The organism is Mesorhizobium sp. M0500 (assembly GCF_040321165.1).
Taxonomy (GTDB): domain Bacteria; phylum Pseudomonadota; class Alphaproteobacteria; order Rhizobiales; family Rhizobiaceae; genus Mesorhizobium.
Genome location: NZ_JAMYRB010000011.1, coordinates 106,486 through 127,317, shown reverse-complemented (window position 1 = coordinate 127,317; position 20,832 = coordinate 106,486). Strand labels below are relative to the sequence as shown.

At 61.6% G+C, this 20,832-nt stretch carries 26 protein-coding genes; 9 read left to right on the top strand and 17 right to left on the bottom strand.

The annotated features are described in order from the left end of the window. Positions 1-21 precede the first annotated feature (21 nt). The 5 genes from NKI70_RS20485 to NKI70_RS20465 all read right to left on the bottom strand — a co-directional run bounded on the left by NKI70_RS20485 (position 22) and on the right by NKI70_RS20465 (position 4,583). Positions 22-753 (bottom strand): proteasome-type protease, encoded by a 732-nt coding sequence (locus NKI70_RS20485; RefSeq protein ID WP_352593478.1) that lies wholly within the window; start codon positions 751-753, stop codon positions 22-24. 31 nt (positions 754-784) lie between these two features. Then, on the bottom strand, positions 785-1,579 hold the full coding sequence (locus NKI70_RS20480) for a transglutaminase family protein (RefSeq protein ID WP_352455718.1): 795 nt from the start codon (positions 1,577-1,579) through the stop codon (positions 785-787). Positions 1,580-1,640: 61 nt separating this feature from the next. Beyond that, positions 1,641-2,582, bottom strand: coding sequence for an alpha-E domain-containing protein (locus tag NKI70_RS20475; RefSeq protein WP_023674885.1), 942 nt, complete (start codon positions 2,580-2,582; stop codon positions 1,641-1,643). A 178-nt stretch (positions 2,583-2,760) separates the two neighbouring features. Then, positions 2,761-4,173 (bottom strand): circularly permuted type 2 ATP-grasp protein, encoded by a 1,413-nt coding sequence (locus tag NKI70_RS20470; protein WP_352448777.1) that lies wholly within the window; start codon positions 4,171-4,173, stop codon positions 2,761-2,763. Positions 4,174-4,346: 173 nt separating this feature from the next. Beyond that, the gene (locus tag NKI70_RS20465) at positions 4,347-4,583 is read right to left on the bottom strand and encodes an Lrp/AsnC ligand binding domain-containing protein (protein ID WP_023674883.1); all 237 of its coding nucleotides are present in this window, start codon (positions 4,581-4,583) and stop codon (positions 4,347-4,349) included. Positions 4,584-4,826: 243 nt separating this feature from the next. Here NKI70_RS20465 and NKI70_RS20460 point away from each other — a divergent pair, with 243 nt between their 5' ends. Next, positions 4,827-5,246, top strand: a complete 420-nt coding sequence (locus NKI70_RS20460) for a DUF4864 domain-containing protein (protein WP_352697703.1) — start codon at positions 4,827-4,829, stop codon at positions 5,244-5,246. Between the two features lie 9 nt (positions 5,247-5,255). Here the strand turns inward: NKI70_RS20460 and NKI70_RS20455 are convergent, their stop codons facing one another. The 8 genes from NKI70_RS20455 to coaD all read right to left on the bottom strand — a co-directional run bounded on the left by NKI70_RS20455 (position 5,256) and on the right by coaD (position 11,450). Next, positions 5,256-6,635, bottom strand: coding sequence for a glycosyltransferase family protein (locus NKI70_RS20455; RefSeq protein ID WP_352697705.1), 1,380 nt, complete (start codon positions 6,633-6,635; stop codon positions 5,256-5,258). 215 nt (positions 6,636-6,850) lie between these two features. Then, a complete protein-coding gene (tgt, locus tag NKI70_RS20450; protein WP_023674880.1) occupies positions 6,851-7,981 on the bottom strand; it encodes a tRNA guanosine(34) transglycosylase Tgt in 1,131 nt (376 codons plus the stop codon). A gap of 8 nt (positions 7,982-7,989) precedes the next feature. Then, positions 7,990-8,259, bottom strand: a complete 270-nt coding sequence (locus NKI70_RS20445) for a hypothetical protein (RefSeq protein ID WP_023674879.1) — start codon at positions 8,257-8,259, stop codon at positions 7,990-7,992. Beyond that, entirely contained in the window at positions 8,249-9,334 is a 1,086-nt protein-coding gene (gene queA / locus NKI70_RS20440) for a tRNA preQ1(34) S-adenosylmethionine ribosyltransferase-isomerase QueA (protein WP_352568725.1), read from the bottom strand. Before queA ends, NKI70_RS20445 begins: the two co-directional genes overlap by 11 nt. A gap of 12 nt (positions 9,335-9,346) precedes the next feature. Then, complete coding sequence (locus NKI70_RS20435) at positions 9,347-9,745, bottom strand: hypothetical protein (protein ID WP_352568726.1); 399 nt, start codon at positions 9,743-9,745, stop codon at positions 9,347-9,349. Next, positions 9,742-10,254, bottom strand: a complete 513-nt coding sequence (locus NKI70_RS20430) for a peptidylprolyl isomerase (protein WP_352568728.1) — start codon at positions 10,252-10,254, stop codon at positions 9,742-9,744. Before NKI70_RS20430 ends, NKI70_RS20435 begins: the two co-directional genes overlap by 4 nt. A 29-nt stretch (positions 10,255-10,283) precedes the next feature. Continuing rightward, a complete protein-coding gene (locus tag NKI70_RS20425; protein WP_352471695.1) occupies positions 10,284-10,874 on the bottom strand; it encodes a peptidylprolyl isomerase in 591 nt (196 codons plus the stop codon). A 75-nt stretch (positions 10,875-10,949) separates the two neighbouring features. Further along, entirely contained in the window at positions 10,950-11,450 is a 501-nt protein-coding gene (gene coaD, locus NKI70_RS20420; protein ID WP_023674874.1) for a pantetheine-phosphate adenylyltransferase, read from the bottom strand. Positions 11,451-11,645: 195 nt separating this feature from the next. Between coaD and NKI70_RS20415 the strand changes: the two genes are divergently transcribed. Further along, entirely contained in the window at positions 11,646-11,798 is a 153-nt protein-coding gene (locus NKI70_RS20415) for a hypothetical protein (RefSeq protein ID WP_352646477.1), read from the top strand. Positions 11,799-11,852: 54 nt separating this feature from the next. Here NKI70_RS20415 and gyrA read toward each other — a convergent pair whose 3' ends face one another. Next, the gene (gyrA, locus tag NKI70_RS20410) at positions 11,853-14,663 is read right to left on the bottom strand and encodes a DNA gyrase subunit A (protein WP_023674872.1); all 2,811 of its coding nucleotides are present in this window, start codon (positions 14,661-14,663) and stop codon (positions 11,853-11,855) included. 148 nt (positions 14,664-14,811) lie between these two features. After that, positions 14,812-15,639, bottom strand: coding sequence for a helix-turn-helix transcriptional regulator (locus NKI70_RS20405; protein WP_352593499.1), 828 nt, complete (start codon positions 15,637-15,639; stop codon positions 14,812-14,814). An 86-nt stretch (positions 15,640-15,725) separates the two neighbouring features. On the opposite strand from NKI70_RS20405, the gene NKI70_RS20400 reads away from it, so the two are divergent. Both NKI70_RS20400 and NKI70_RS20395 read left to right on the top strand, forming a co-directional pair. Continuing rightward, on the top strand, positions 15,726-16,256 hold the full coding sequence (locus NKI70_RS20400) for a hypothetical protein (RefSeq protein WP_352646474.1): 531 nt from the start codon (positions 15,726-15,728) through the stop codon (positions 16,254-16,256). Positions 16,257-16,330: 74 nt separating this feature from the next. After that, on the top strand, positions 16,331-16,960 hold the full coding sequence (locus tag NKI70_RS20395; protein ID WP_352697707.1) for a MarC family protein: 630 nt from the start codon (positions 16,331-16,333) through the stop codon (positions 16,958-16,960). Positions 16,961-16,968: 8 nt separating this feature from the next. Here NKI70_RS20395 and NKI70_RS20390 read toward each other — a convergent pair whose 3' ends face one another. Together NKI70_RS20390 and NKI70_RS20385 are read right to left on the bottom strand one after the other, a co-directional pair. Then, positions 16,969-17,394, bottom strand: coding sequence for an OsmC family protein (locus NKI70_RS20390; protein WP_352646472.1), 426 nt, complete (start codon positions 17,392-17,394; stop codon positions 16,969-16,971). 123 nt (positions 17,395-17,517) lie between these two features. After that, the gene (locus NKI70_RS20385; protein ID WP_023674867.1) at positions 17,518-18,030 is read right to left on the bottom strand and encodes a single-stranded DNA-binding protein; all 513 of its coding nucleotides are present in this window, start codon (positions 18,028-18,030) and stop codon (positions 17,518-17,520) included. A 208-nt stretch (positions 18,031-18,238) separates the two neighbouring features. Here NKI70_RS20385 and NKI70_RS20380 point away from each other — a divergent pair, with 208 nt between their 5' ends. The 5 genes from NKI70_RS20380 (at position 18,239) to NKI70_RS20360 (ending at position 20,573) form a co-directional block, all read left to right on the top strand. After that, positions 18,239-18,628: a cupin domain-containing protein gene (locus NKI70_RS20380; RefSeq protein ID WP_352646470.1), complete on the top strand. Its 390-nt coding sequence runs from the start codon at positions 18,239-18,241 to the stop codon at positions 18,626-18,628. Positions 18,629-18,710: 82 nt separating this feature from the next. Further along, the gene (locus tag NKI70_RS20375; protein WP_352448759.1) at positions 18,711-19,025 is read left to right on the top strand and encodes an ArsR/SmtB family transcription factor; all 315 of its coding nucleotides are present in this window, start codon (positions 18,711-18,713) and stop codon (positions 19,023-19,025) included. 26 nt (positions 19,026-19,051) lie between these two features. Then, a complete protein-coding gene (locus NKI70_RS20370; protein WP_352646467.1) occupies positions 19,052-19,546 on the top strand; it encodes an SRPBCC family protein in 495 nt (164 codons plus the stop codon). A gap of 26 nt (positions 19,547-19,572) precedes the next feature. Next, on the top strand, positions 19,573-20,178 hold the full coding sequence (locus tag NKI70_RS20365) for an ATP-dependent Clp protease proteolytic subunit (protein ID WP_352502501.1): 606 nt from the start codon (positions 19,573-19,575) through the stop codon (positions 20,176-20,178). Next, positions 20,175-20,573 (top strand): hypothetical protein, encoded by a 399-nt coding sequence (locus NKI70_RS20360; protein WP_352697711.1) that lies wholly within the window; start codon positions 20,175-20,177, stop codon positions 20,571-20,573. Before NKI70_RS20365 ends, NKI70_RS20360 begins: the two co-directional genes overlap by 4 nt. The last annotated feature ends 259 nt before the right edge of the window (positions 20,574-20,832 follow it).

The following is a 20,832-nucleotide window of genomic DNA, read 5'->3' as shown; positions in this document are numbered from 1 at the left end:
GAGCACGAAAAACGAAGGTTTTCATTCGGGAAAATCAGGCAGACTGGCAAAGGCGGTCTTCAGCGCGTTCGACCAGCTATCCGAGATCGTACGATAATATTGATCGTCCTGGGTTATTCGCTTTTTGAGGCCGACGTTGAAAGTGTCCTTTTCATAGAACAGCAGGTCGAGCGGCAGGCCGACCGACAGGTTCGACTTCAGCGTCGAGTCGAACGACACCAGCAGCAATTTCACCGTCTCGGCGAAACTCATCGTCCTTTCATAAGCGCGGATAATGATCGGCTTGCCGTATTTGGTCTCACCGATCTGGAAGAACGGCGTGTCGTCGGTCGATTCGATGAAATTGCCTTCCGGATAGATCATGAACAGGCGCGGCGCGCTGCCCTTGATCTGACCGCCGAGGATGAAGGAGGCGTTGAAGTAGGAATCCGCCTTTTCGCCAGCCGGCGACGAACTGGCGATGACCTCCTTGACGGTGTCTCCGACCAACCGGACTGTCTGGTACATGGAGGGCGTTTCGAGCAGCGTGGCACGGCGCTCCGCCACTGCCTTGGTGCGTTCGTCGAGCAGGCTGACCACGGCCTGGGTCGTCGCCAGATTGCCGGCCGACATCAAAACGATGACGCGCTCGCCCGGCTCTTCCCAGACATGCATCTTCCTGAAGGTCGAGATCGAATCCATGCCGGCGTTGGTGCGCGTGTCCGACATGAACACGAGCCCGCGATCGATCTTCAGGCCGACGCAATAGGTCATCGAATCTCTTTGGCAACAATCTTGCCGGGGATTACTGCTCCACGGTGACGGTGACCGCAAGCTGTTCTTCCGCCTGTCCCAGCCGAATTCCAGATACCGGCGTGGCGTCGCGATAATCGCGGCCGGTCGCCACCTTCACATAACGCTCGTCCGGAGAAATGCCGTTGGCGACATCGAAGGCGACCCAGCCGAGGCCCGAGACATGCGCCTCGGCCCAAGCGTGGCTTGCCGCCTGCTCGATGGCCGCATCCATCATCAGGTAGCCGCTGATATAGCGGGCCGGAAAATCCATGGCACGCGCCGCGGCAACGAAGATGTGGCTGTGGTCCTGGCAAACGCCGGTCTTGAGCGCCAGGGCCTCTTCGGCCGGCGTCGTCACGTTGGTGGTGTCCGGCGTATAAGCGACGCGCTCGCCGATCACCGCCATCAACCGGTGCAGCCTTTCGATGTCGGTACCCTTGCCGACCGAGGCAGCAAGCTCGCGAATGCCGCTGCCGATCGTCGTCAGCGGCGTTTCCTGGCCGAACAGCCAGAGCGGCGCGAAACCCTGGTGCGGTCCGCAGACGCCAGCGGTGTCGCGCGTCACCACTTCGCCGGCTGCTTCGACGGTGATGAAGTCGCGCTCGCCCTCGACGCTCAACAGCCGGGTATCATTGCCGAAATGGTCGGTGAAGCGCACTTCCTCGCGTGCGCCTTCGATCTTCAGCGCCCAGGACAGTACCGTCTGGGTGCGCCCGTTCACCGGGAGCAGCCGCAAACGCTGCAACAGATAATGCACGGGCGCATCGTAGCGGTATTCGGTTCGGTGGGTGATCTTCAGCCGCATCGCTCTCGTCCCTGGAGCATGAGCTTTTCCGAAAACCGATCTCCGCTTTTTTGGATCATGCTCAATAGAACCTGTAATCCTGCGCGATCTCGTCGCCGAGCCTGGTGTTGTCGCGGATGAAATTGGCCAGGAATTCGTGCAGGCCGGCGTCGAAAATATCCTTGATCGACCCGGCCGTCAGCATGGCCTGGGTCTTGGCAGCCGTTGCATGACAGGCGTGGCGCTCCCCATAGTCGTCACCCAGGAATTTGAGATGCTCCGTCAGGAAGCGGTAGCAAAAGGTCAGCGAGCGCGGCATGCGGACGTTGAGGATCAGATAATCGGCGATGTTGCTCGGCTTGTAGTCGGCATCATAGACCCAGCGATAGGAACGGTGCGCCGACACCGAGCGCAGGATCGATTCCCACTGGTAGTTGTCGAGCGTCGAGCCGACCCAGGAGATCGACGGCAACAGCACGTAGTATTTCACATCCAGGATGCGCGCGGTGTTGTCGGCGCGTTCGACATACGTGCCGAGCTGCGAAAAATCGAAAATCTCGTTGCGCAGCATCGTGCCGTAGAACGAGCCGCGGATCAGCGCCGTCTCGCGTTTGATTGCGTCGAGCGCGTTGGGCAGGTCGCGCTCGTCGATCGGCTTGGCCAGCATCCGCTTCAGCGACATCCAGGCTTCGTTGATGCTTTCCCAGGTTTCACGCGTCAATGCCGTGCGCACCATGCGGGCATTGTTACGGGCCGTTTCGATAGACGACATCGTGCTCGACGGGTTCGATGTGTCGCGCAGCAGATAGTCGGCGACATTGGCGGCGGTGTAGTCGGAATATTTCTGCGTGAAGCTGGCGTCTGAACCGGCGCTGAGCAGCACCGAATTCCACTCCTCCGAAGCGTTCTGGGTACGAGTCAGCGCCATGCGCAGGCCGGCATCCACCAATCGCGCCATGTTTTCCGCCCGCTCGATGTAGCGGTTCATCCAGTAGAGCCCGTTGGCGGTGCGGCCGAGAAGCATGTCAGGCGGTCCTGTGGTGAATAGTGAAAGGTGAATGGTGAATGGTGACTATCCAGATTCCAGGGCACGATTCCGCGCGCTTCACTTCAGGGCATTTCACCAACATTAACGACCCATATCCTTATCTATTCACTATTCACTATTCACTATTCGCTATTCCCTACTCGCTACTTCCACTCTAATCATCCAACACCCACGTATCCTTCGTGCCCCCGCCTTGCGAGGAATTGACGACCAGCGAGCCTTCCTTGAGCGCTACTCGGGTCAGCCCGCCGGGCACGATCTGGATACGGTCGGAAACCAGCACATAGGGGCGCAGATCGACATGGCGCGGCGCCAGCCCCTTGTCCGTCAGGATCGGACAGGTCGACAGCGCCAGCGTCGGCTGAGCAATGTAGTTCGACGGTTTTGCCGCGAGCTTTTTGGAAAAATCCTCGCATTCCTTCTTGGTCGCCGCCGGACCGACCAGCATGCCGTAACCGCCGGACCCGTGGACCTCCTTGATAACCAATTCATCGATGTGCTCGAGAACGTATTTCAGGCTGTCCGGCTCCGAGCAGCGCCAGGTCGGGATGTTGCCGAGCATCGCCTTGCGGCCGGTGTAGAATTCGACGATCTCGGGCATGTACGAATAGATCGCCTTGTCGTCGGCGATGCCGGTTCCCGGCGCATTGGCGATAGTGATGTTGCCGGCGCGGTAGACGTCCATAATGCCCGGCACGCCAAGTGCCGAGTCGGGGCGGAAGGTCAGCGGATCGAGGAACGAGTCGTCGACACGCCGGTAAAGCACGTCGATCTGCTTGTAGCCCTCGGTGGTGCGCATCGCGACATGGCCATCGACGACGCGCAGATCCTGCCCCTCGACAAGCTGCACGCCCATCTGGTCGGCAAGGAAAGCATGTTCGAAATAGGCTGAGTTGAAGCTGCCCGGCGTCAGCACGGCAATGGTCGGCGCGCCCTTGGTGCTTTGCGGCCGCACTGCCGCCAGCGACTGGCGCAAGAGCTGCGGGTAATTCTCAACCGGCCGCACCTTGATCTGCTGGAACAGCTCGGGGAAGAGCTGCATCATCGTCTCGCGATTCTCCAGCATGTAGGAGACGCCGGACGGCGTGCGCGCGTTGTCCTCCAGCACGTAGAACTCGTTCTCGCTGATGCGTACGATGTCGACGCCGATAATGTGGGTATAGACGCCGGCCGGCGGCCGCACCCCGATCATCTCGGGCAGGAACGCCTCGTTCTTGGCGATCAACTCCTTCGGCACCCGGCCGGCGCGCAAGATCTCCTGGCGATGGTAGATGTCGTCGAGAAAGGCGTTCAGCGCCTGGACGCGCTGCTCGATGCCTTGCGTCAGCCGTCGCCATTCATTGCCCGAAATGATGCGCGGAACGATATCGAAGGGTATCAGCCGCTCCGATGCTTCCTGCTCGCCGTAGACGGCGAAAGTGATGCCTGTCTTGCGAAAGACGCGTTCGGCGTCCTGCATCTTCTCGGTAAGTCTGGCCGGGTCCTGTTCCTTCAGCCAGCGATCGTAAGCCGAATACGGTTTTCTCAGCCCGGAAACTTCCGGAAGCATTTCATCGAACGCTGCCAATCGCATACTCCCCTGTGGCGCCATTTCACTGGCCTCGCTGGAGAAAATCAAGCGCAATCGGTGATTTGTTGGGCGCCGGCGATCAGTATATCGCACTTGCCTAAAATTAAGGCAGCACCAATAGGGCCTTGATCAGGCTTTGCCTGGTGTCCGGGCAAATGCCCGGATGCGGATCAAAACGCGCGAAAGGTGACGACCGTGAACGTGTCCTTGATGCCGGGAAGAATCTGCACTTTCTCGTTGACGAAGTGGCCGATGTCTTCCTCGTCGTCGACATAGAATTTGGCGAGCAGGTCGTAGTTTCCGGCTGTCGAGTAGATTTCCGAAGCAATCTCGGCATCGGCCAGGGCGCTGGCAACGTCGTAGGCCTTGCCCAGATCGCACTTTATCTGCACGAAAAATGCCTTCATTGCCTGGTCCTGCTCACATCGCACGCTCTAGGTATAATCGAGCGGCCCTTGTGGCAGACTGCCGTTCGCCTTTCAAGCATCGGCAATCGCTCAGGCTGTTCTCGCCTCGACAATGCGTCTCGGTCTGGGCACGGACTGCCACGCCGAATGTTTGCGCTCGGCTGAAACCCTGAAGCACACGGCAAAGCGTATGGTATCATGTACCTTCAGGCAGCGATTTCTCGGGGACAACGGAGACAGGCCATGCGCCGCGCGTTTTTCGCATTCGCAGTCGTTCCATTCATTTTCGCATCCCAGGCCTTTGCTGGCGACGCCGAAGTCAAAGCGGCGCAGACGGTCATCGATGGGCAGTTGAGGGCCTTCATCGCCAATGATGGAATGATGGCCTACAGCTTTGCCGCACCGAATGTGAAACGCATCTTTCCGACCGTCGATACCTTCATGAACATGGTGACAAAAGGCTATCCGCCGGTGCGCCAACCGCAGACCTACTCCTTCGGCAAGGTCCGCGAGACGAGCCCGACGTCGATCATCCAGCAAGTGCTGATCGTCGGCCCGGATGGCAAGGACTACGAGGCGGTCTACACGCTCGAACTACAGCCTGACGGCAGCTTTCGGATCACCGGCTGCAGCCTGCGTGCGTCCACGTCGCTCAGCACCTAAAGGGGTGTTTCAATCCTGTCGCCGGTAGAGCGTCCAGCTCAGGCCTGAAAACCCCCAATGCCTCGACGCATCGGCCCGTTCATAGGCCAGAGCGCATGCGGCCGTCGGTTCGACATGTTCGGCTTGTTTGTCCACGTCCCCCTCGAGGACCAGCCAGGCGGGCCGTTCGATGCACATCCCGTCGTCTGGAACCAGCAATGCCCGACGATCCATTCGCGCCGCAAAATAGTCGACGACGATGGGGGTGCGGAAATTACCGTCGCTGGCATAGGTGGTTGCGCCGTTCCTGGTCATTTCATCAACGATAGCGGCGTAGGAGCCGCGTCCATATTGATAGAACTGAAGCAGCGACGAAATGCTTCCACCCACCACGATCGCCAGCGCTCCCATCGCAAGTAGCCTTGCAGTCCCGCGAGCATCCAGGCCGCGGCCAATCATCTCGCCGGCCCAGAGCAGCAGCAATGTTCCGCTGATGATGAAATAGCGTGGGAACTCGAGGTTGGGCAGATGCGCCGCCGCCATGAGCAAAGGCAGTCCGATAATCCCGATCGCATAAAGGCTGGCTCGGCGACCGCGCCAGACACCGGCGGAGAGGCCGACAAGACAGCAGGCGGCAACGATGTAGGGCCCGTCGCCGAACCAGGGTGGCAGCCCGAACAGAGAGCGGATCATCCCGCCATAGCCCTGCGCGAAGGCGGCAATCGAGAACGGCGAAACACCACCGACACTGAAGCCGAACAGCCTACCGCCGACAAACACGCCGACAGCCAGCGGCAGCACGGCAAGCAAGCCCGGCAGGAAGATCGACGCCAGGTCCGCAACGACACGGCCGACCTTCGCCGTACGCTGCCAGGCGAGCCAGGCGGTCCATATTGCGAGGACCGCCACCATTCCGATCATGGTGAGGTGGCACAGGAAGCCGAAAAGGATCGCCGCTGCCAAGGCCACGCCAGACCACCGTCTACTGTCGAGCCGGCGCTCCAGAAAAACGACCGACAGCAGCGTGAACAGCACAAGGCCGGCATAGCCGCGCGCCTCCGAGCCGTAATGGATCATTGGGTAGCTCACGGCAAACAACAGGCTTGTGGCAATCATCACCTGTCGTCCGCGCGATGCGGCGCTCGCTGCCGCCGCAGCGATCGTGGCAACACCTAATGCTATCGACAGACCTCGCTGGATCAGCGGCGAAGCATCGGGGCCAATGAGATAGAGATAGACCGAGTTGAGGAAATGATTGTTGTCGTGATTGACGCGCCAGAATATCTGGTCGATCGAGGTCAGCGGCTCGATCAGCGCAAAGCTCCAGATCTCGTCCAGCCAAAGGTCGCCGCGCGCGCCAAGCAAGCGCGAGACCAGGCCGGTCACTGCGATCGCCAGAGCGGCAAGCAACGACCCCGCCGTCCATTGCTGGACAGCCACGGAGGACGAAGGCGAAGCGATGCCGTTCGTCCGCACCGTCGTGCCAGGAACTGAAACTTGCCCCGAAACGAACAGGTTCTTGATCCTCGCCCGATGTCGTCCGGCAATGCTTATTAGGCAGTCGTTTCAAAACAGTTCATGGCAGGGGCAACTCCTCCCTGGAGCCGGATTCCTGGCGAGCATGCCTACCGGACGGCGAGGTCACCGTTTGCCCATTGCTGCGTGATGATCTCGGCTTGTTCGGCGAACCTGCCAGCCTCGATCGCTTCACGAATGTCGCGCATCAGCTGCTGGTAATAGGACAGATTGTTCCAGGTCAGGAGCATCGCCCCAAGCGCCTCTTGCGAGCGCACCAGATGGTGCAAATAGGCCCGCGAATAGTCGCGTGCGGCCGGGCAGTCGCTTTCCTCATCGAGCGGACGCGGATCGTCGGCATGGCGGGCGTTGCGCAGATTGACCTTGCCGCGCCGTGTGTATGCAAGGCCGTGGCGCCCTGCCCGCGTCGGCATCACGCAGTCGAACATGTCGATGCCGCGCGCCACCGACTTCAAAATGTCGTCCGGGGTGCCGACGCCCATCAGGTAGCGCGGCCGGTCAGCCGGCAGCTCCGGGCAAGTGATGTCGAGCATCTCCAGCATCACCGCTTGCGGCTCGCCGACAGCCAGCCCGCCGATCGCATAGCCCTTCAGCTCCATTGCCTTCAGCGCCTGCGCCGAGCGCAGCCGCAGATCCGGCACGTCGCCGCCTTGCACAATGCCGAACATCGCCTTGCCGGGCTGCTCGCCGAATGCCGTCTTGCAACGCTCGGCCCAACGCAACGACAACTCCATGGCACGCTCGATCTCGTTCTGCTTGGCCGGCAGAGCCGTGCATTCGTCGAGCTGCATCTGGATGTCGGAATCGAGCAGCCCCTGGATCTCTATCGAACGCTCCGGCGACATCTCGTAGGCGCCGCCGTCGATATGTGAACGGAAGGTCACGCCGTTCTCGGTCAGTTTCCGCAGCTTCGACAGCGACATTACCTGGAAGCCGCCGCTGTCGGTCAGGATTGGATGCTGCCAGCGGGCGAACTCATGCAGGCCGCCGAGCCGCGCCACGCGCTCGGCGCCGGGTCTCAGCATCAGGTGGTAGGTGTTGCCGAGGATAATGTCCGAGCCGACGCCGCGCACCTGATCCATATACATGGCCTTCACCGTGCCGCCGGTACCGACCGGCATGAAGGCAGGCGTGCGGATTTCCCCGCGCGGCATGGTGATTGCACCACGCCGCGCCCTGCCGTCGGTCGCCAGCACCTTGAAGGTGAATGCGTCAGTCATTGAATTCCCTAGCCATCGAACTCCTTGTCGAATACCGGCGCGTCCGGGGCCTGCTTGTCGAGTGATTGCCGGTAGCGGATGCAGCCGCGCATGAATTTCGGCCACGGCGGCACGGCAATCGCCGGCTCGGTCTTTTCGGGCAAAAGCGACCAGAGGTCGGGATGATGCCAGCACAGATCATGGCCGGTGGCGTCGCGGTGTTGGCGGATTCCGGCGCGCAGTTTCCTGACCTCGGCGATCAAGGCTTCGCGGCCGAAGGTTTCCAGGTCATCGTCCATTACTATCCTCCCTGAACAGAAGACTTGCGTCTCCATAGGAATAAAACCTGTAGCGGTTCTCGATCGCATGCGCATAGGCCGCGCGCATCGTCTGCAAACCGCAGAAGGCCGAAACCAGCATGAACAGCGTCGAACGCGGCAGATGGAAATTGGTCATCAGCATGTCTGCGGTCTTGAAGCGATAGCCGGGCGTGATGAAGATGTCGGTCGGGCCTGACCATGCTGCCAGCCTGCCGTCCTCGCCAGCCGCGCTCTCCAACAAGCGCAGCGATGTCGTGCCGACGGCGATAATGCGCCCTCCTTTTGCTTTCGCCGCATTCAGCGCCTCGGCGGTTTCCGGGCTGACCGAACCGGTTTCGGCGTGCATCTTGTGGTCGGCGGTGTCGTCCGCCTTCACCGGCAGGAACGTACCGGCGCCGACATGCAGCGTGACGAAACGGCGCTCTATGCCCTTGGCGTCGAGCGTCGCAAACAGCTCCGGCGTGAAATGCAGCCCTGCCGTCGGCGCGGCCACGGCGCCCTCCTCCTTGGCATAAATGGTCTGGTAATCGCTGCGGTCGCGTTCGTCGTCGTCACGCTTGGAAGCGATGTAGGGCGGCAGCGGGATGTGGCCGACGGCATGCAGCGCCTCGTCGAGGAACGGACCTGACAGGTCGAAGCCGAGCAGCACCTCGCCACCTTCTCCCTTCTCGATCACTGTCGCGTCGAGCTGGCCGAGAAAGCAGGAATTGGCGTCATGACCGAAATGGATGCGATCGCCGGCGGCGATGCGCTTGCCCGGACGCATGAAGGCGAGCCACCGGTCGGGCGCCATCCGCATATGCAGCGTGGCTTCGACCTGCGCTGCTGCTTCGCCGCGCCGCCTGATGCCCTTCAATTGTGCCGGAATGACCTTGGTGTCGTTGAAGACCAGCACATCACCGGCCTTGAGCAGGGCCGGCAGGTCGCGCACCGTCCGGTCTTCGAGCCCCTCACCCGGCCTGACCACCAGCATCCTGGCACTGTCGCGCGGCTCGGCTGGGCGAAGCGCGATGCGCTCCTCCGGCAGATCGAAGTCGAAAAGATCGACGCGCAAGAAATCCCCGCCTCAAGGTTCCGGGCAGGTCACCGCCCAGGCGCCGACACTGTCTATGCTCAGCGTACCGCCCATTGCGAAGCTGGACTGCTCGCTGGCCTTGACCAGCCGCAATTTGGCGACGATCGAGCTGAGGCCCTCATCAGTGAGATCGATCAGCATGCGCTCGTCGTCTTCGAATGCCTGTCCAACGATGACTTTCGTTGAGCCTGCCTGTCCGTCCGTGGTCCATGTCTTGCCGCCGGCATCCAGCCACACACGAGCCACCGCAATGACGGCCGTGTGTCCCATCAAAACATCAATCGATGCCGCGCCGCCGTCGGCGCTGCAGACGATCGATTCCGTTGCCAGCGCCGGAGTGGCCGCCGCGACGAGCACAAATGCGATGGCCGCGACAGCCCGGCCGGTCATTTCACGTCGGCCGCGACCTTGAGCGACACGATCTTGTCAGGATCCTGCACCGGTTCGCCGCGCTTGATCTTGTCGACGTTGTCCATGCCTTCGATGACCTGGCCCCATACCGTGTACTGGCGGTTGAGGAAGGCGGCATCGTCGAAGCAGATGAAGAACTGCGAATTGGCCGAGTTCGGGTTCTGCGAGCGCGCCATCGAGCAGGTGCCGCGGCCGTGGTTGGTGTTGGAGAACTCGGCCTTCAGATCGGGTTTGTCGGAACCGCCAGTGCCGGCGCGCGATGGCGCGAAAGACGGCTTGTTGGAATTGCCGAACTTCACGTCGCCGGTCTGCGCCATGAAGCCGTCGATGACGCGGTGGAAGACCACGCCGTCATAGGCGCCTTCGCGCGCCAGCTCCTTGATACGGCCGACATGGCCGGGCGCCAGATCTGGAAACAATTCGATGACGACCTTGCCCTTGGTCGTGTCCATGATAAGCGCGTTCTCGCGGTCCTTGATTTCGGCCATGTCAGAAATATCCTTTTGAACAATTGGGGTTACTTGCCGTCCGCGGCGATGCGCACCTTGATCATGCGATCGGGGTCGGTCACCGTCCCGTTCTGCGCCTCGTCGCCTTTCTTGATGTGGTCCACCAGCTCCATGCCGCTGACGACATTGCCAACGATGGTGTACTGGCCATCGAGCGGCGGTGCCGGCGCGAACATGATGAAGAATTGCGAATTGGCGGAATTCGGATCGTCGGAGCGGGCCATGCCGACCACGCCGCGCTGGTAGTGCTCGGTGCTGGAGAATTCGGCCGGCAGGTCAGGAAGATCGGAGCCGCCGGTGCCGACAGCGTCGGCATTGAAGCCGCTCTTCATGTTGCCGAACTTGACGTCGCCGGTCTGCGCCATGAAGCCGTCGATGACGCGGTGAAAGGCGACGTTGTCGTAGGCGCCCTGGCGCACCAGCTTTTTGATCTGCGCGACGTGCTTCGGCGCAAGGTCGGGCCTCAGCGCGATGGTCACGTCGCCGTCCTTCAGCGTTACGATCATGGTGTTTTCCGGATCGGCGGCAAAGGCCGACACGGATGCGGTCACAAGACCGGCAAGCACGGCAAGCAAGAAGGCAAGCTTTTTCAGCTGCATGGGATCTTTCTCCGAATATCTTCGTTCATGCATGTCGTTACCCAAAGCCGGGTTCCACTTTTGGGTGACATGCATTTATTTCGCGAATTTGGCGGTGAGCGCGCCGGCCACGGCCGCCGGCACGAAGGGGCGGATGTCGCCTCCCATCGAAGCTATCTGGCGCACAAGTGTGGCGGTAATGGTGCGCACTGAAGGGCTGGCGGGCAGGAACACGGTCTGCAGCTCCGGCGCCATGGTCTCGTTCATGCCGGCCATCTGCATCTCATAGTCAAGATCGGTGCCGTCGCGCAGGCCGCGGATGATGATCGAGGCGCCATGCTTCCTGGCCGCATCGATCACCAACCCGTCGAAGGCGACTACTTTGATACGCGCACCGTCGCTGCCGAATTCCGCCTTCGCGGCCGTTTCGATCAGGCCAACCCGTTCCTCGAAGGAAAACAACGGCTTCTTGCCGGGATGGATGCCGATCGCCGCATAGATTGTATCCGCCACGGCCAGCGACGCCTTCAGCACGTCGAGATGGCCGTTGGTCAGCGGGTCGAAAGAGCCGGCATAAAGGGCGATGCGTTCGGTCATGGCAGGTGCTTCTAGCGAGCCTCTCCCCTAAAGGCAAATCCGATCGCCAGCCCGCCCCGTGAACCTTTTGGCCGACGTGAACGACAGATGAATGTGCCGCTCACAACAGCTTCACGCAGTGTTCACTAAGTTGCCGCTGCAGAAGATGAAACCAAACACCCATCTAATCGTTGTTAGGCGCAGGAGAACATGCACATGCTGATCTACATCCTCGCCACCGCAATGACCGTCGCCATGCTGATCGCTACCGTATTCGGGTTGCATCAGGAAGCACAGCGCGTCCCCGCCAAGGCCAATACCAAGCGGTTCGAAGGCTTCGGCAACCGCAAGCCTTATCGCCACTTCTAGATTGCGGGGTGTCTTCACACGCCGGCCCATAGGGCTGGCGCCGTCGTGGCAAACTCACTCGACGGTAGTATCAGGCTCCCCACCTTCGGCATCGGTGGAAGCGCCACCTTCAGCATCGACACTCTCTTCGATCTCCTCGTCGGCTTGCGGTTCTGAAATCCGCTCCACCGAAACGACCTTCTCGCCCTCTGCGGTATTGAAGATAGTAACGCCCTTGGTGGCGCGGCTGGCGAAACGAATGCCGTTGACCGGGACGCGAATGACGGTGCCGCCATCCGAAACCAGCATGATCTGATCGTCGTTGCCGACCGGGAAGGTCGCCACCAGGCGGCCGATTTCGGCCGTTTTCGAGACGTCGGTGGCGCGAATACCCTTGCCGCCACGGCCAGTCAGGCGGAAATCGTAGGACGATGAACGCTTGCCGTAGCCATATTCCGTCACCGTCAACACGAACTGCTCGTGCGCCTTGAGGAACTCATAGCGGTCGTCGGAAAGCTCCGCCTCTTCGCCGACCTCTTCATTGGTGAGCTGGATTTCTTCCTCCTCGCCGGCCGCAATGTCAGCAGCGAGCCGGCGTTCGGCCACCACCCGCTTGAGGTAGGCGGCACGTTCCGCCGGCGGCGCATCGACATGCTCGATCACCGCCATCGAGATCACCCGGTCGCCATCGGCCATCGCAATGCCGCGCACGCCGACCGAATTGCGGCTCTGGAAGACGCGTACGTCGCTGACCGGAAAGCGGATGCACTGGCCGGAACTTGCCGTCAAAAGCACGTCGTCATTGTCGGTGCAGGTCTCGACGCCGAGGATCTCGTCGCCTTCCTCGTCCAGCTTCATGGCGATCTTGCCGTTGCGGTTGACCTGGACGAAGTCCGACAGCTTGTTGCGACGTACGGTGCCGCGCGTGGTGGCAAACATGACGTCGAGCTCGCCCCAACTCGTCTCATCCTCCGGCAGCGGCATGATCGTGGTGATGCGCTCGCCCTGTTCGAGCGGCAGCATATTGATCAGCGCCTTGCCGCGCGATTGCGGGTTGCCGATCGGCAGGCGCCAGACCTTTTCCTTGTAGACGATGCCGCGCGAGGAGAAGAACAGCACCGGCGTGTGCGTGTTGGCGACGAACAGCCGGGTGACGAAATCCTCTTCCTTGGTCGACATGCCGGAGCGGCCCTTGCCGCCGCGGCGCTGCGCCCGGTAGAGCGACAGCGGCACGCGCTTGATGTAGCCGGAATGGCTGACCGTGACGACCATGTCCTCGCGCTGGATCAGGTCCTCGTCTTCCATGTCCGCCCCGCCCTCGGCGAGCTCGGTGCGGCGCGGCGTGCCGAACTCGTCGCGCACGGCGATGAGCTCGTCCTTGACGATCTGCTGGACGCGGGCGCGGGACGAGAGGATGTCCAGGTAGTCCTTGATCTCGTCGCCGATCGTGTTCAGCTCGTCGGCGATCTCGTCGCGGCCGAGCGCGGTCAGGCGCTGCAGGCGCAGTTCGAGGATGGCGCGCGCCTGCTCCTCGGAGAGATTGTAGGTACCGTCCTCGTTGATGCGATGGCGCGGGTCGTCGATCAGAAGAATCAGCGATTCCACGTCGCCCGAAGGCCAGCGCCGCTCCATCAACTGCTCGCGCGCCGTCTGCGGGTCCGGAGCGCTGCGGATCAGCTTGATGACTTCATCGATGTTGGCAACAGCGATGGCAAGGCCGACCAGCACATGGGCGCGGTCGCGCGCCTTGCGCAGCAGGAATTTTGTGCGCCGGCTGATCACCTCCTCACGGAAGGCGACGAACGCCTTCAGCATGTCGGTCAGAGTCAGCAATTCCGGCTTGCCGCCGTTCAGTGCCACCATGTTGGCGCCGAAGGATGTCTGCAGCGGGGTGAAGCGGTAAAGCTGGTTGAGAATGACATCGGCGACCGCGTCGCGCTTCAGTTCGATGACGACGCGGTAGCCCTGCCGGTCGCTCTCGTCGCGAATGTCGGAAATGCCCTCGATGCGCTTGTCGCGCACCAGCTCGGCCATCTTCTCGATCATCGACGCCTTGTTCACCTGATAGGGAACCTCGGTGATGACGATCGATTCCCGATCGTTGCCGCGCGCCTCGACGTTGACGCGGCCGCGCATGACGATGGAGCCGCGGCCGGTCGAATAGGCGCTGTAGATACCGGAACGGCCAAGCACGATGCCGCCGGTCGGGAAATCCGGTCCCGGAATGATCTCCATCAGCGCCGGAAGGTCGATCGCCGGATTATCGATGAGGGCAATGGCGCCGTTGCAGACCTCGCCCAGATTGTGCGGCGGGATGTTGGTGGCCATGCCGACGGCGATACCGCCGGAGCCGTTGACCAACAGGTTCGGGAAGCGCGCCGGCAGGACTTTCGGTTCGCTGCCGGACGCATCGTAAGTGTCCTGGAAATCGACTGTGTCCTTGTCGATGTCTTCCAGCAACTCATGCGCGACCTTGGTCAGCCGCGATTCCGTGTAGCGCATCGCCGCCGGCGGATCGCCGTCGATCGAGCCGAAATTGCCCTGCCCGTCGATCAGCGGCACGCGCAGCGACCAATCCTGCGCCATGCGCACCAAAGCGTCGTAGATCGAGGCGTCGCCATGCGGATGGTATTTACCCATCACGTCGGCGACCGGGCGTGCCGATTTCACATATTTGCGGTTCCAGTGATAGCCGCTCTCATAGGCGGCGTAGAGGATGCGGCGATGCACCGGCTTGAGGCCATCGCGCACGTCCGGCAGCGCGCGGCTGACGATCACGCTCATGGCGTAATCGAGATAGGAGCGCTGCATCTCCTCGATGATGGATATCGGCTCGATGCCGGTGGGGCCGCCGTCGGCGCCGCGCGGTGTCTTTTGGTCGGTCAAATCGGATCACAATCTAATCAGGAATCACTTGGTGCTTATATAGGAAGCCAGCCTGAAACTCCAACAATCGCGGCAGTTTTCCAGTGTGGTTTTTAGCGGCAAATTCAAAAGGATAAACCAATTGCGACGATATGGCCGTGGCACCCTTTCACGGGCGTCGCCGGCGGGCGCGATAAGTACCCGGCGCCTCGCCCATCAGCCGCCGGAAACGACGATTGAAGGTTGATAGATCGTTGAATCCCGCCGAAAAGGCAATCGCCGAAATCGTCTGATCCGACGTCCGGAGCCGCACGGCTGCCCTGTGCAGCCGCGCTCTCAGCAGGAATTGGTAGGGCGTCATACCGGCGACGTGCCGGAAGGTGCGCAGGAAATGGTAAGGGCTGGTGGCGGTCTCGTCGGCGAGTTCGGCAAGCGAGATCGGCCGGTCGGCATCGACTTCGATGCGCCGCACCGCTTCGGCAACACGCTTCTGGTCACGGCGGCTCGGCGTCCGTCCCCGATCCGTGGCGCTGCAAGCCGCTGTCACCGCGGCACCGGCAATGCGCAGGGCGAGTTCCTCGAACGCGCCGGTGTCGGCCATCTCGCGCGCCGCCTCCGCTTCGGCAAGCAGCGGCACCAGCGCCGGCAAGGGCGGCAGGCGCGGCGTGCCGAAATCGAGCGTCTTCGTGCCCGGCACGTCGGCGACGATCCGCTCCATATAGGCCGGTCCGAAATGGAAGGAGAGGCAGCGGTCGCCGGCACCATGCTCGTGACCGCATTCATAGCATGTGCCGGGATTGCCGAGCAGGAGCGCGCCCGGCGCCAGCATCGCCGTGCCCTCGCGCGCACGATAGCGGAAGGTGCCGTTGGTTACGGCGGCAACGCAGAAATCCCGATGCTCCTCCTCGAATGGCCTGTCGGCGGCGCTGGCGGTGCAGATGACATCCGACACCTGCCAGCCTCGGCCCGACGCCAGCCTGTGCGCGCTCGTCGTCATCGCCGAAACATAGCAACTTTTCCCAAGCGCAGAACCCCTGTGAGCCTCTATGCTTGCCGGTCTCCTGACAAGATGAGAGCGAAGCCATGTCCAATTCCTTTGCCAAGGCCCTGCACAGCGGTGGGCCCGTACCGGCCCTTGCCGAGAAACTGAATCTTTATGGCCGCTTCATCGGCGCCTGGACGTTCGACGCCACGCGCCATCTCGAGGACGGTCAGGTGCTGACCGGGCGCGGCGAAGTGCATTTCGGCTGGGTGCTCGAAGGCCGCGCGATCCAGGACGTATGGATCCTGCCTGCCCGTGACGCCGGCCCCTCGCCCTCGCTCGGCAAATGGACCTTCTATGGCACGACGTTGCGCGTCTACGATCCCGGCGTTGACGCCTGGCACATCTTCTGGAGCGATCCGCGCAATCAGTACTACAGCCGCCAGCTCGGCCGTGCCGAGGGCGACACCATCATCCAGCAAGGCGCAGACGGCACCGGATCTGCTGTGCGCTGGAGCTTTTCGCGCATCACCGAAAATTCGTTCCGCTGGCTGGGCGAACGCTCACAGGACGACGGCGCCACCTGGCGTCTCGAAGTCGAGTTTCTGGCGCGCCGGGCCGTCAGCCCCTGATCCGCACGGTTTCCACTGGCTCCGCTTTGCTCTACCAATCCCGTTATCCGGCTTTGCCGGCGGGGAGGGTCAGCATGCCGAGCTTCGACAGCCTGTTCAACGCCTTCGTCACCATACTGGTGACGATCGATCCGCCCGGCCTGGCGCCGCTCTTCCTCGCCGTGACCCGCGGCATGAACCGCGAGGAGCGCAACCAGGTCTCCGTGCGCGCCTCGGTCATCGCCTTCCTGGTAATGGCGTTGTTCGCAATCGCCGGCGCGTCGATCCTGTCAGTCTTCGGCATCACTCTGCCGGCCTTCCGCGTCGCCGGCGGCTTTCTGCTGTTCTTCATCGCCTTCGAAATGGTGTTCGAGCGCCGGCAGGACCGCAAGGAGAAGATCGGCGACGTCGCCATCACCAGGGACATGATCCACAACATCGCCGCCTTTCCGCTGGCGATCCCGCTTATTGCCGGTCCCGGCGCGATTTCGGCGACCGTCCTGCTCTCAAGCTCGTTTCAGGGTTTGGGGGCGCAGACAGCCCTTGTCGGCATCATCGCCATCTGCTTCGTCATCACCTACCTGGTGTTCGTGCTGTCAGAGCGCATCGACCGTATCCTCGGCCAAACCGGCCGTTCGATCCTGACAAGGCTGCTCGGCGTCATCCTGGCGGCGCTCGCCGTACAGTTCGTCGCCGACGGCATCAAGGCGCTGATGGCGACGTAGGGACAACCCTACTTCGCTGTCGTTTCAATGACTTCGAAGTCGTGGGTAATCTCGGCAGTCTTGGCCATCATTGCCGAGGCCGAGCAGTATTTGTCGATCGAAAGCCCGATCGCCCGCTTCACCTTGTCGTGTGATAGCGCCCGGCCCTTGACGACAAAATGCATGTGAATGCGGGTGAACACCCTGGGATCGGCTTCTGCACGGTCGGCATCGAGTTCGACCACGCAATCTTCGACCGCCTCGCGCCCCTTTTCGAGGATATGGACCACGTCATAGGCCGAGCAGCCGCCAGTGCCGATCAGCACCAGTTCCATTGGGCTCGGCCCCGGCGTCTTGCCCTCCGGCCCGAACGCAGTGCCTAGCACCAGCTTGTGCCCACTGGCGGACTCGCCAACGAAAGTGCGCTCCTCGACCCATTTGACCCTTGCCTTCACCTGATACGTCCTTTCACCGCTCAAACGCACAACGTCCCGAAAATCCAAGACAGATTTTCGGGACGCCATTTCGTGGCCAAGGTGCCGGCGCTTTTCGTCGCAAGGGCAGTCCGCCCCGAGAAATCAGAACGGGATTTCGTCGTCCAGCTCGCGCGACGAACCACCGCCGCCGCCCTTGTTGGCGCCACCGCGATTGAAACTTTCGCCCGGGCCGGACTGGCCGAAATCGGAACCGCGGCTCGCACCACCACCGGCATAGTTGCCGACCTGGCCGCCGCCCTCGCCCCGCGCATCGAGCATCTGCAGCTCGCCGCGGAATTTCTGCAACACGACTTCGGTCGTATAGCGGTCATTGCCGGTCTGGTCCTGCCATTTGCGCGTCTGCAGCTGGCCCTCGACATAGACCTTCATGCCCTTCTTCAGATACTGCTCGGCCACCTTGGCGATCTGGTCGTTGAAGATCACGACATTGTGCCACTCGGTCTTTTCCTTGCGCTCTCCGGATGTCTTGTCGCGCCAGCTTTCCGACGTCGCGATGCGGATGTTGACGACCGGGTCACCCGAATTCAAGCGGCGGATTTCAGGGTCCGCCCCGAGGTTGCCCACCAGAATGACCTTGTTGACGCTACCCGCCATGATACTTCTCCGCGCTCATCCGAAACCGAATTTTTGTCGCCGCACCTTACAGGCTATGGACAATCCCTGCCTGTCGTCGCTGCCTTTTCCCACAAGGTTTTTGTTCTCTTTTCGTTCTATAGGAGAGGCCCTGCACTGTCAATAGTTGTCAGTAAGAAGTAGTGTCTTGGCGTCGAATTTCCACAGACCATGGGATCGAGGCGAACGCATGAAGATGGTTGCGCACGACGATCAGCCGCAAGAAGAATGGCGGACGGGAGTAAAGACCCGCATGCATGTCTCGGCCTGCAACGGCGCAACTCAACTTTGCATATTCGAACAATGGGTCGAACCCGCGGTTGGCGCCCCGACACATTGGCACCCGGTCGAGGAAGTGCTTACCGTCATCGCTGGCAGGGCCGAGATGTGGATCGACGAAGAGCATCTCGTCTTGACTGCCGGACAGTCGCTTGTTGTTGCCGCGCACAGGCAACATGGCTTCCGAAACGTCGGCTCCGAATTGCTTCATATTCATGCTGTGCTCGCGTCACCAGTTTTCGAGGCGACGTTCAACGGATCCCCCGACATGGTGAGACGCTGGCCTCCAGCGAGTTTGTAAAACCTCGCCTGTCTTAAAAAACACCGCCTGTCTTAAAAAACACGGCTTGCCAAACCGATAAGTATTGACTTATGCCTTCGGCATGATCGAAGCAGACATTTTTCGGGCACTAGCGGATCCAACGCGTCGCGCCGTCTATGAGCGGCTCGCCGACGGCGAGATGACGGTGTCGGAACTGCGCACTGGCATACCGGTATCGCAGCCGGCGGTATCGCAACATCTCGCAGTGCTGCGCGGCGCCGGCCTCGTGGTCGAGCGCCGGGCCGGTCGCAATGCCTATTACCGCGTCGATCCGAAGGGGCTTGCGCCACTGCTCGGCTGGATCGAACGCTACCGTGCGTTCTGGCCAGAGCGCATCGAAAGACTCAAGACGGTTTTGAAGGACATGGACCAATGACCAGCCGAGGCACAGAACGCGCCGAAATGGCCGCAGACAAGATCGAGTTCGAGTGCGAGCTGCCCGAACCGCCGGAAAAGGTGTGGCGGGCGCTGACGGTGCCGGACCTGCTCGCGGCCTGGATGATGCCGAACGACATCAAGCCCGAAATCGGCAACCGCTTTGCCTTTAAAGCGCCGAATGCGCCGATCGAGTGCGAAATCCTCGACGCGGATCCCGGACGGCTGCTGCGCTATTCCTGGCGGGAGCGGCCGGCGCCCGGCGATACGCAGGTGCCGCCCGGCAGCCCCCTGGACAGCGCAATGAACGACAGCCCAGTGGACAGCATCGTCACCTTTACGCTCGACCGCACCGTTTCCGGCGGCACGCATCTGCGCATCGTCCATGATGGTTTTGCTCGGGCAGCAGTGCCGGAGATCGCGATGGCAGGCGCCGGTTGCCGGCTTTCGTTTGAAGCGCGCACTCCCAGACACAAGCAGATCGCCGCAAACACGCCGCGCCTCTTCCTGCGCGCGGCCTGAACGACAACAGTCAACGGAGAGAACCGATGAGCGGCCTTGCCAATCTGGTGCCAATGGTGATCGAGCAGTCGAGCCGCGGCGAACGCGCCTTCGACATTTTTTCGCGGCTGCTGCGCGAGCGCATCGTCTTCATCAACGGGGCGATCGACGACGGCACCTCGGCGCTGGTCTGCGCCCAGCTTCTGTCGTTGGAATCCGACAATCCCGACAAGGAGGTCTCGCTCTACATCAACTCGCCGGGTGGCGTGGTGACCAGCGGTTTCGCGATCTACGATACGATGCAGTATATCAGCTGCCCGGTCTCCACGGTTTGTATGGGCTTCGCCGCCTCGATGGCCTCGTTCCTTTTGATGGCCGGCACACCGGGGCGGCGGATCGCGCTACCCAACACCAGCATCGTGCTGCATCAGCCTCTCGGCGGTTTCCAGGGCCAAGCCTCCGATATCCAGCGCCATGCCGAGGGCATCCTTCGCACCAAGCGGCGCATGACCGATCTTTACGCCCGCCATTGCGGCCGCACCTACGAAGAAGTGGAACGCACGCTCGACCGCGACTTTTTCATGACCGCGCAGGAGGCCAAGGATTGGGGCCTCGTCGACCATGTTTTCGACACTCGCAAGCAGGCCGCATGAACGAGCTGGGCCGGCGGACGGAACTGACGCGATTGAGCGCCCGCAATTTCAGCGACATCGGTCTGGTCTTGCCGCTATCGCGGCACTATAGTCCGGCGATGACCGCCAGCCGCTCGTCCAGCCTGTTATGCCTTGCTATCGCTACCGTAGCCGGCACGAACATGCTGGTGGGTATGGCACTTGCCCAAGATAATTCGATGTCTTCGCAAAAGGGCGCCCTGCCCGGTGTGACCAGCGATTATCGCATCGCCGAGCCAGCGCCGCGGCCTGAGCCTGACGATATGGCTCCAGGCAGCGGCAACGGCACCTTCAAGATTGGCGATACCGACGTTCGGATTTCCGGTAGCATCACCATCGATGTCGCTACCGGCGGGATCAGGCCCTCCAGCCGCTAAGCTCGCCTGGTGTGAACCACAAATATTGCGCTTCAAACGAACAGCCCCGCCATTGCGTTTGCAACTGACGGGGCTTCTTGGATCTGAAATCCAAATTGCCGGGAGTGTACTGCCGGCATTTTATTTCGGATGCTTCGCGGCATTCAGCCGACGATCCGACTAGCAGTCTCTGATTTTATGGGGATCAGCAGGTCCGTTTGGCGGGCAGCGAAAACGCCTGACCCTGGCCACTTATACCTGCCGCGGCTCCAGCGACACG

Coding starts and splice junctions, on each gene's coding strand:
- NKI70_RS20395 (WP_352697707.1), top strand. CDS start 16,331: ATGCCGAGCTTCGACAGCCTGTTCAACGCCTTCGTCACCATACTGGTG.
- NKI70_RS20385 (WP_023674867.1), bottom strand. CDS start 18,030: ATGGCGGGTAGCGTCAACAAGGTCATTCTGGTGGGCAACCTCGGGGCG.
- NKI70_RS20465 (WP_023674883.1), bottom strand. CDS start 4,583: ATGAAGGCATTTTTCGTGCAGATAAAGTGCGATCTGGGCAAGGCCTAC.
- NKI70_RS20405 (WP_352593499.1), bottom strand. CDS start 15,639: ATGACGACGAGCGCGCACAGGCTGGCGTCGGGCCGAGGCTGGCAGGTG.
- NKI70_RS20445 (WP_023674879.1), bottom strand. CDS start 8,259: ATGGACGATGACCTGGAAACCTTCGGCCGCGAAGCCTTGATCGCCGAG.
- NKI70_RS20480 (WP_352455718.1), bottom strand. CDS start 1,579: ATGCGGCTGAAGATCACCCACCGAACCGAATACCGCTACGATGCGCCC.
- NKI70_RS20460 (WP_352697703.1), top strand. CDS start 4,827: ATGCGCCGCGCGTTTTTCGCATTCGCAGTCGTTCCATTCATTTTCGCA.
- NKI70_RS20430 (WP_352568728.1), bottom strand. CDS start 10,254: ATGGCCGAAATCAAGGACCGCGAGAACGCGCTTATCATGGACACGACC.
- NKI70_RS20365 (WP_352502501.1), top strand. CDS start 19,573: ATGAGCGGCCTTGCCAATCTGGTGCCAATGGTGATCGAGCAGTCGAGC.
- coaD (WP_023674874.1), bottom strand. CDS start 11,450: ATGACCGAACGCATCGCCCTTTATGCCGGCTCTTTCGACCCGCTGACC.
- NKI70_RS20360 (WP_352697711.1), top strand. CDS start 20,175: ATGAACGAGCTGGGCCGGCGGACGGAACTGACGCGATTGAGCGCCCGC.
- NKI70_RS20380 (WP_352646470.1), top strand. CDS start 18,239: ATGAAGATGGTTGCGCACGACGATCAGCCGCAAGAAGAATGGCGGACG.
- NKI70_RS20375 (WP_352448759.1), top strand. CDS start 18,711: ATGATCGAAGCAGACATTTTTCGGGCACTAGCGGATCCAACGCGTCGC.
- NKI70_RS20415 (WP_352646477.1), top strand. CDS start 11,646: ATGCTGATCTACATCCTCGCCACCGCAATGACCGTCGCCATGCTGATC.
- NKI70_RS20425 (WP_352471695.1), bottom strand. CDS start 10,874: ATGCAGCTGAAAAAGCTTGCCTTCTTGCTTGCCGTGCTTGCCGGTCTT.
- NKI70_RS20400 (WP_352646474.1), top strand. CDS start 15,726: ATGTCCAATTCCTTTGCCAAGGCCCTGCACAGCGGTGGGCCCGTACCG.
- tgt (WP_023674880.1), bottom strand. CDS start 7,981: ATGACTGACGCATTCACCTTCAAGGTGCTGGCGACCGACGGCAGGGCG.
- NKI70_RS20435 (WP_352568726.1), bottom strand. CDS start 9,745: ATGACCGGCCGGGCTGTCGCGGCCATCGCATTTGTGCTCGTCGCGGCG.
- NKI70_RS20475 (WP_023674885.1), bottom strand. CDS start 2,582: ATGCTTCTCGGCCGCACCGCCAACGGGCTCTACTGGATGAACCGCTAC.
- NKI70_RS20370 (WP_352646467.1), top strand. CDS start 19,052: ATGGCCGCAGACAAGATCGAGTTCGAGTGCGAGCTGCCCGAACCGCCG.
- NKI70_RS20485 (WP_352593478.1), bottom strand. CDS start 753: ATGACCTATTGCGTCGGCCTGAAGATCGATCGCGGGCTCGTGTTCATG.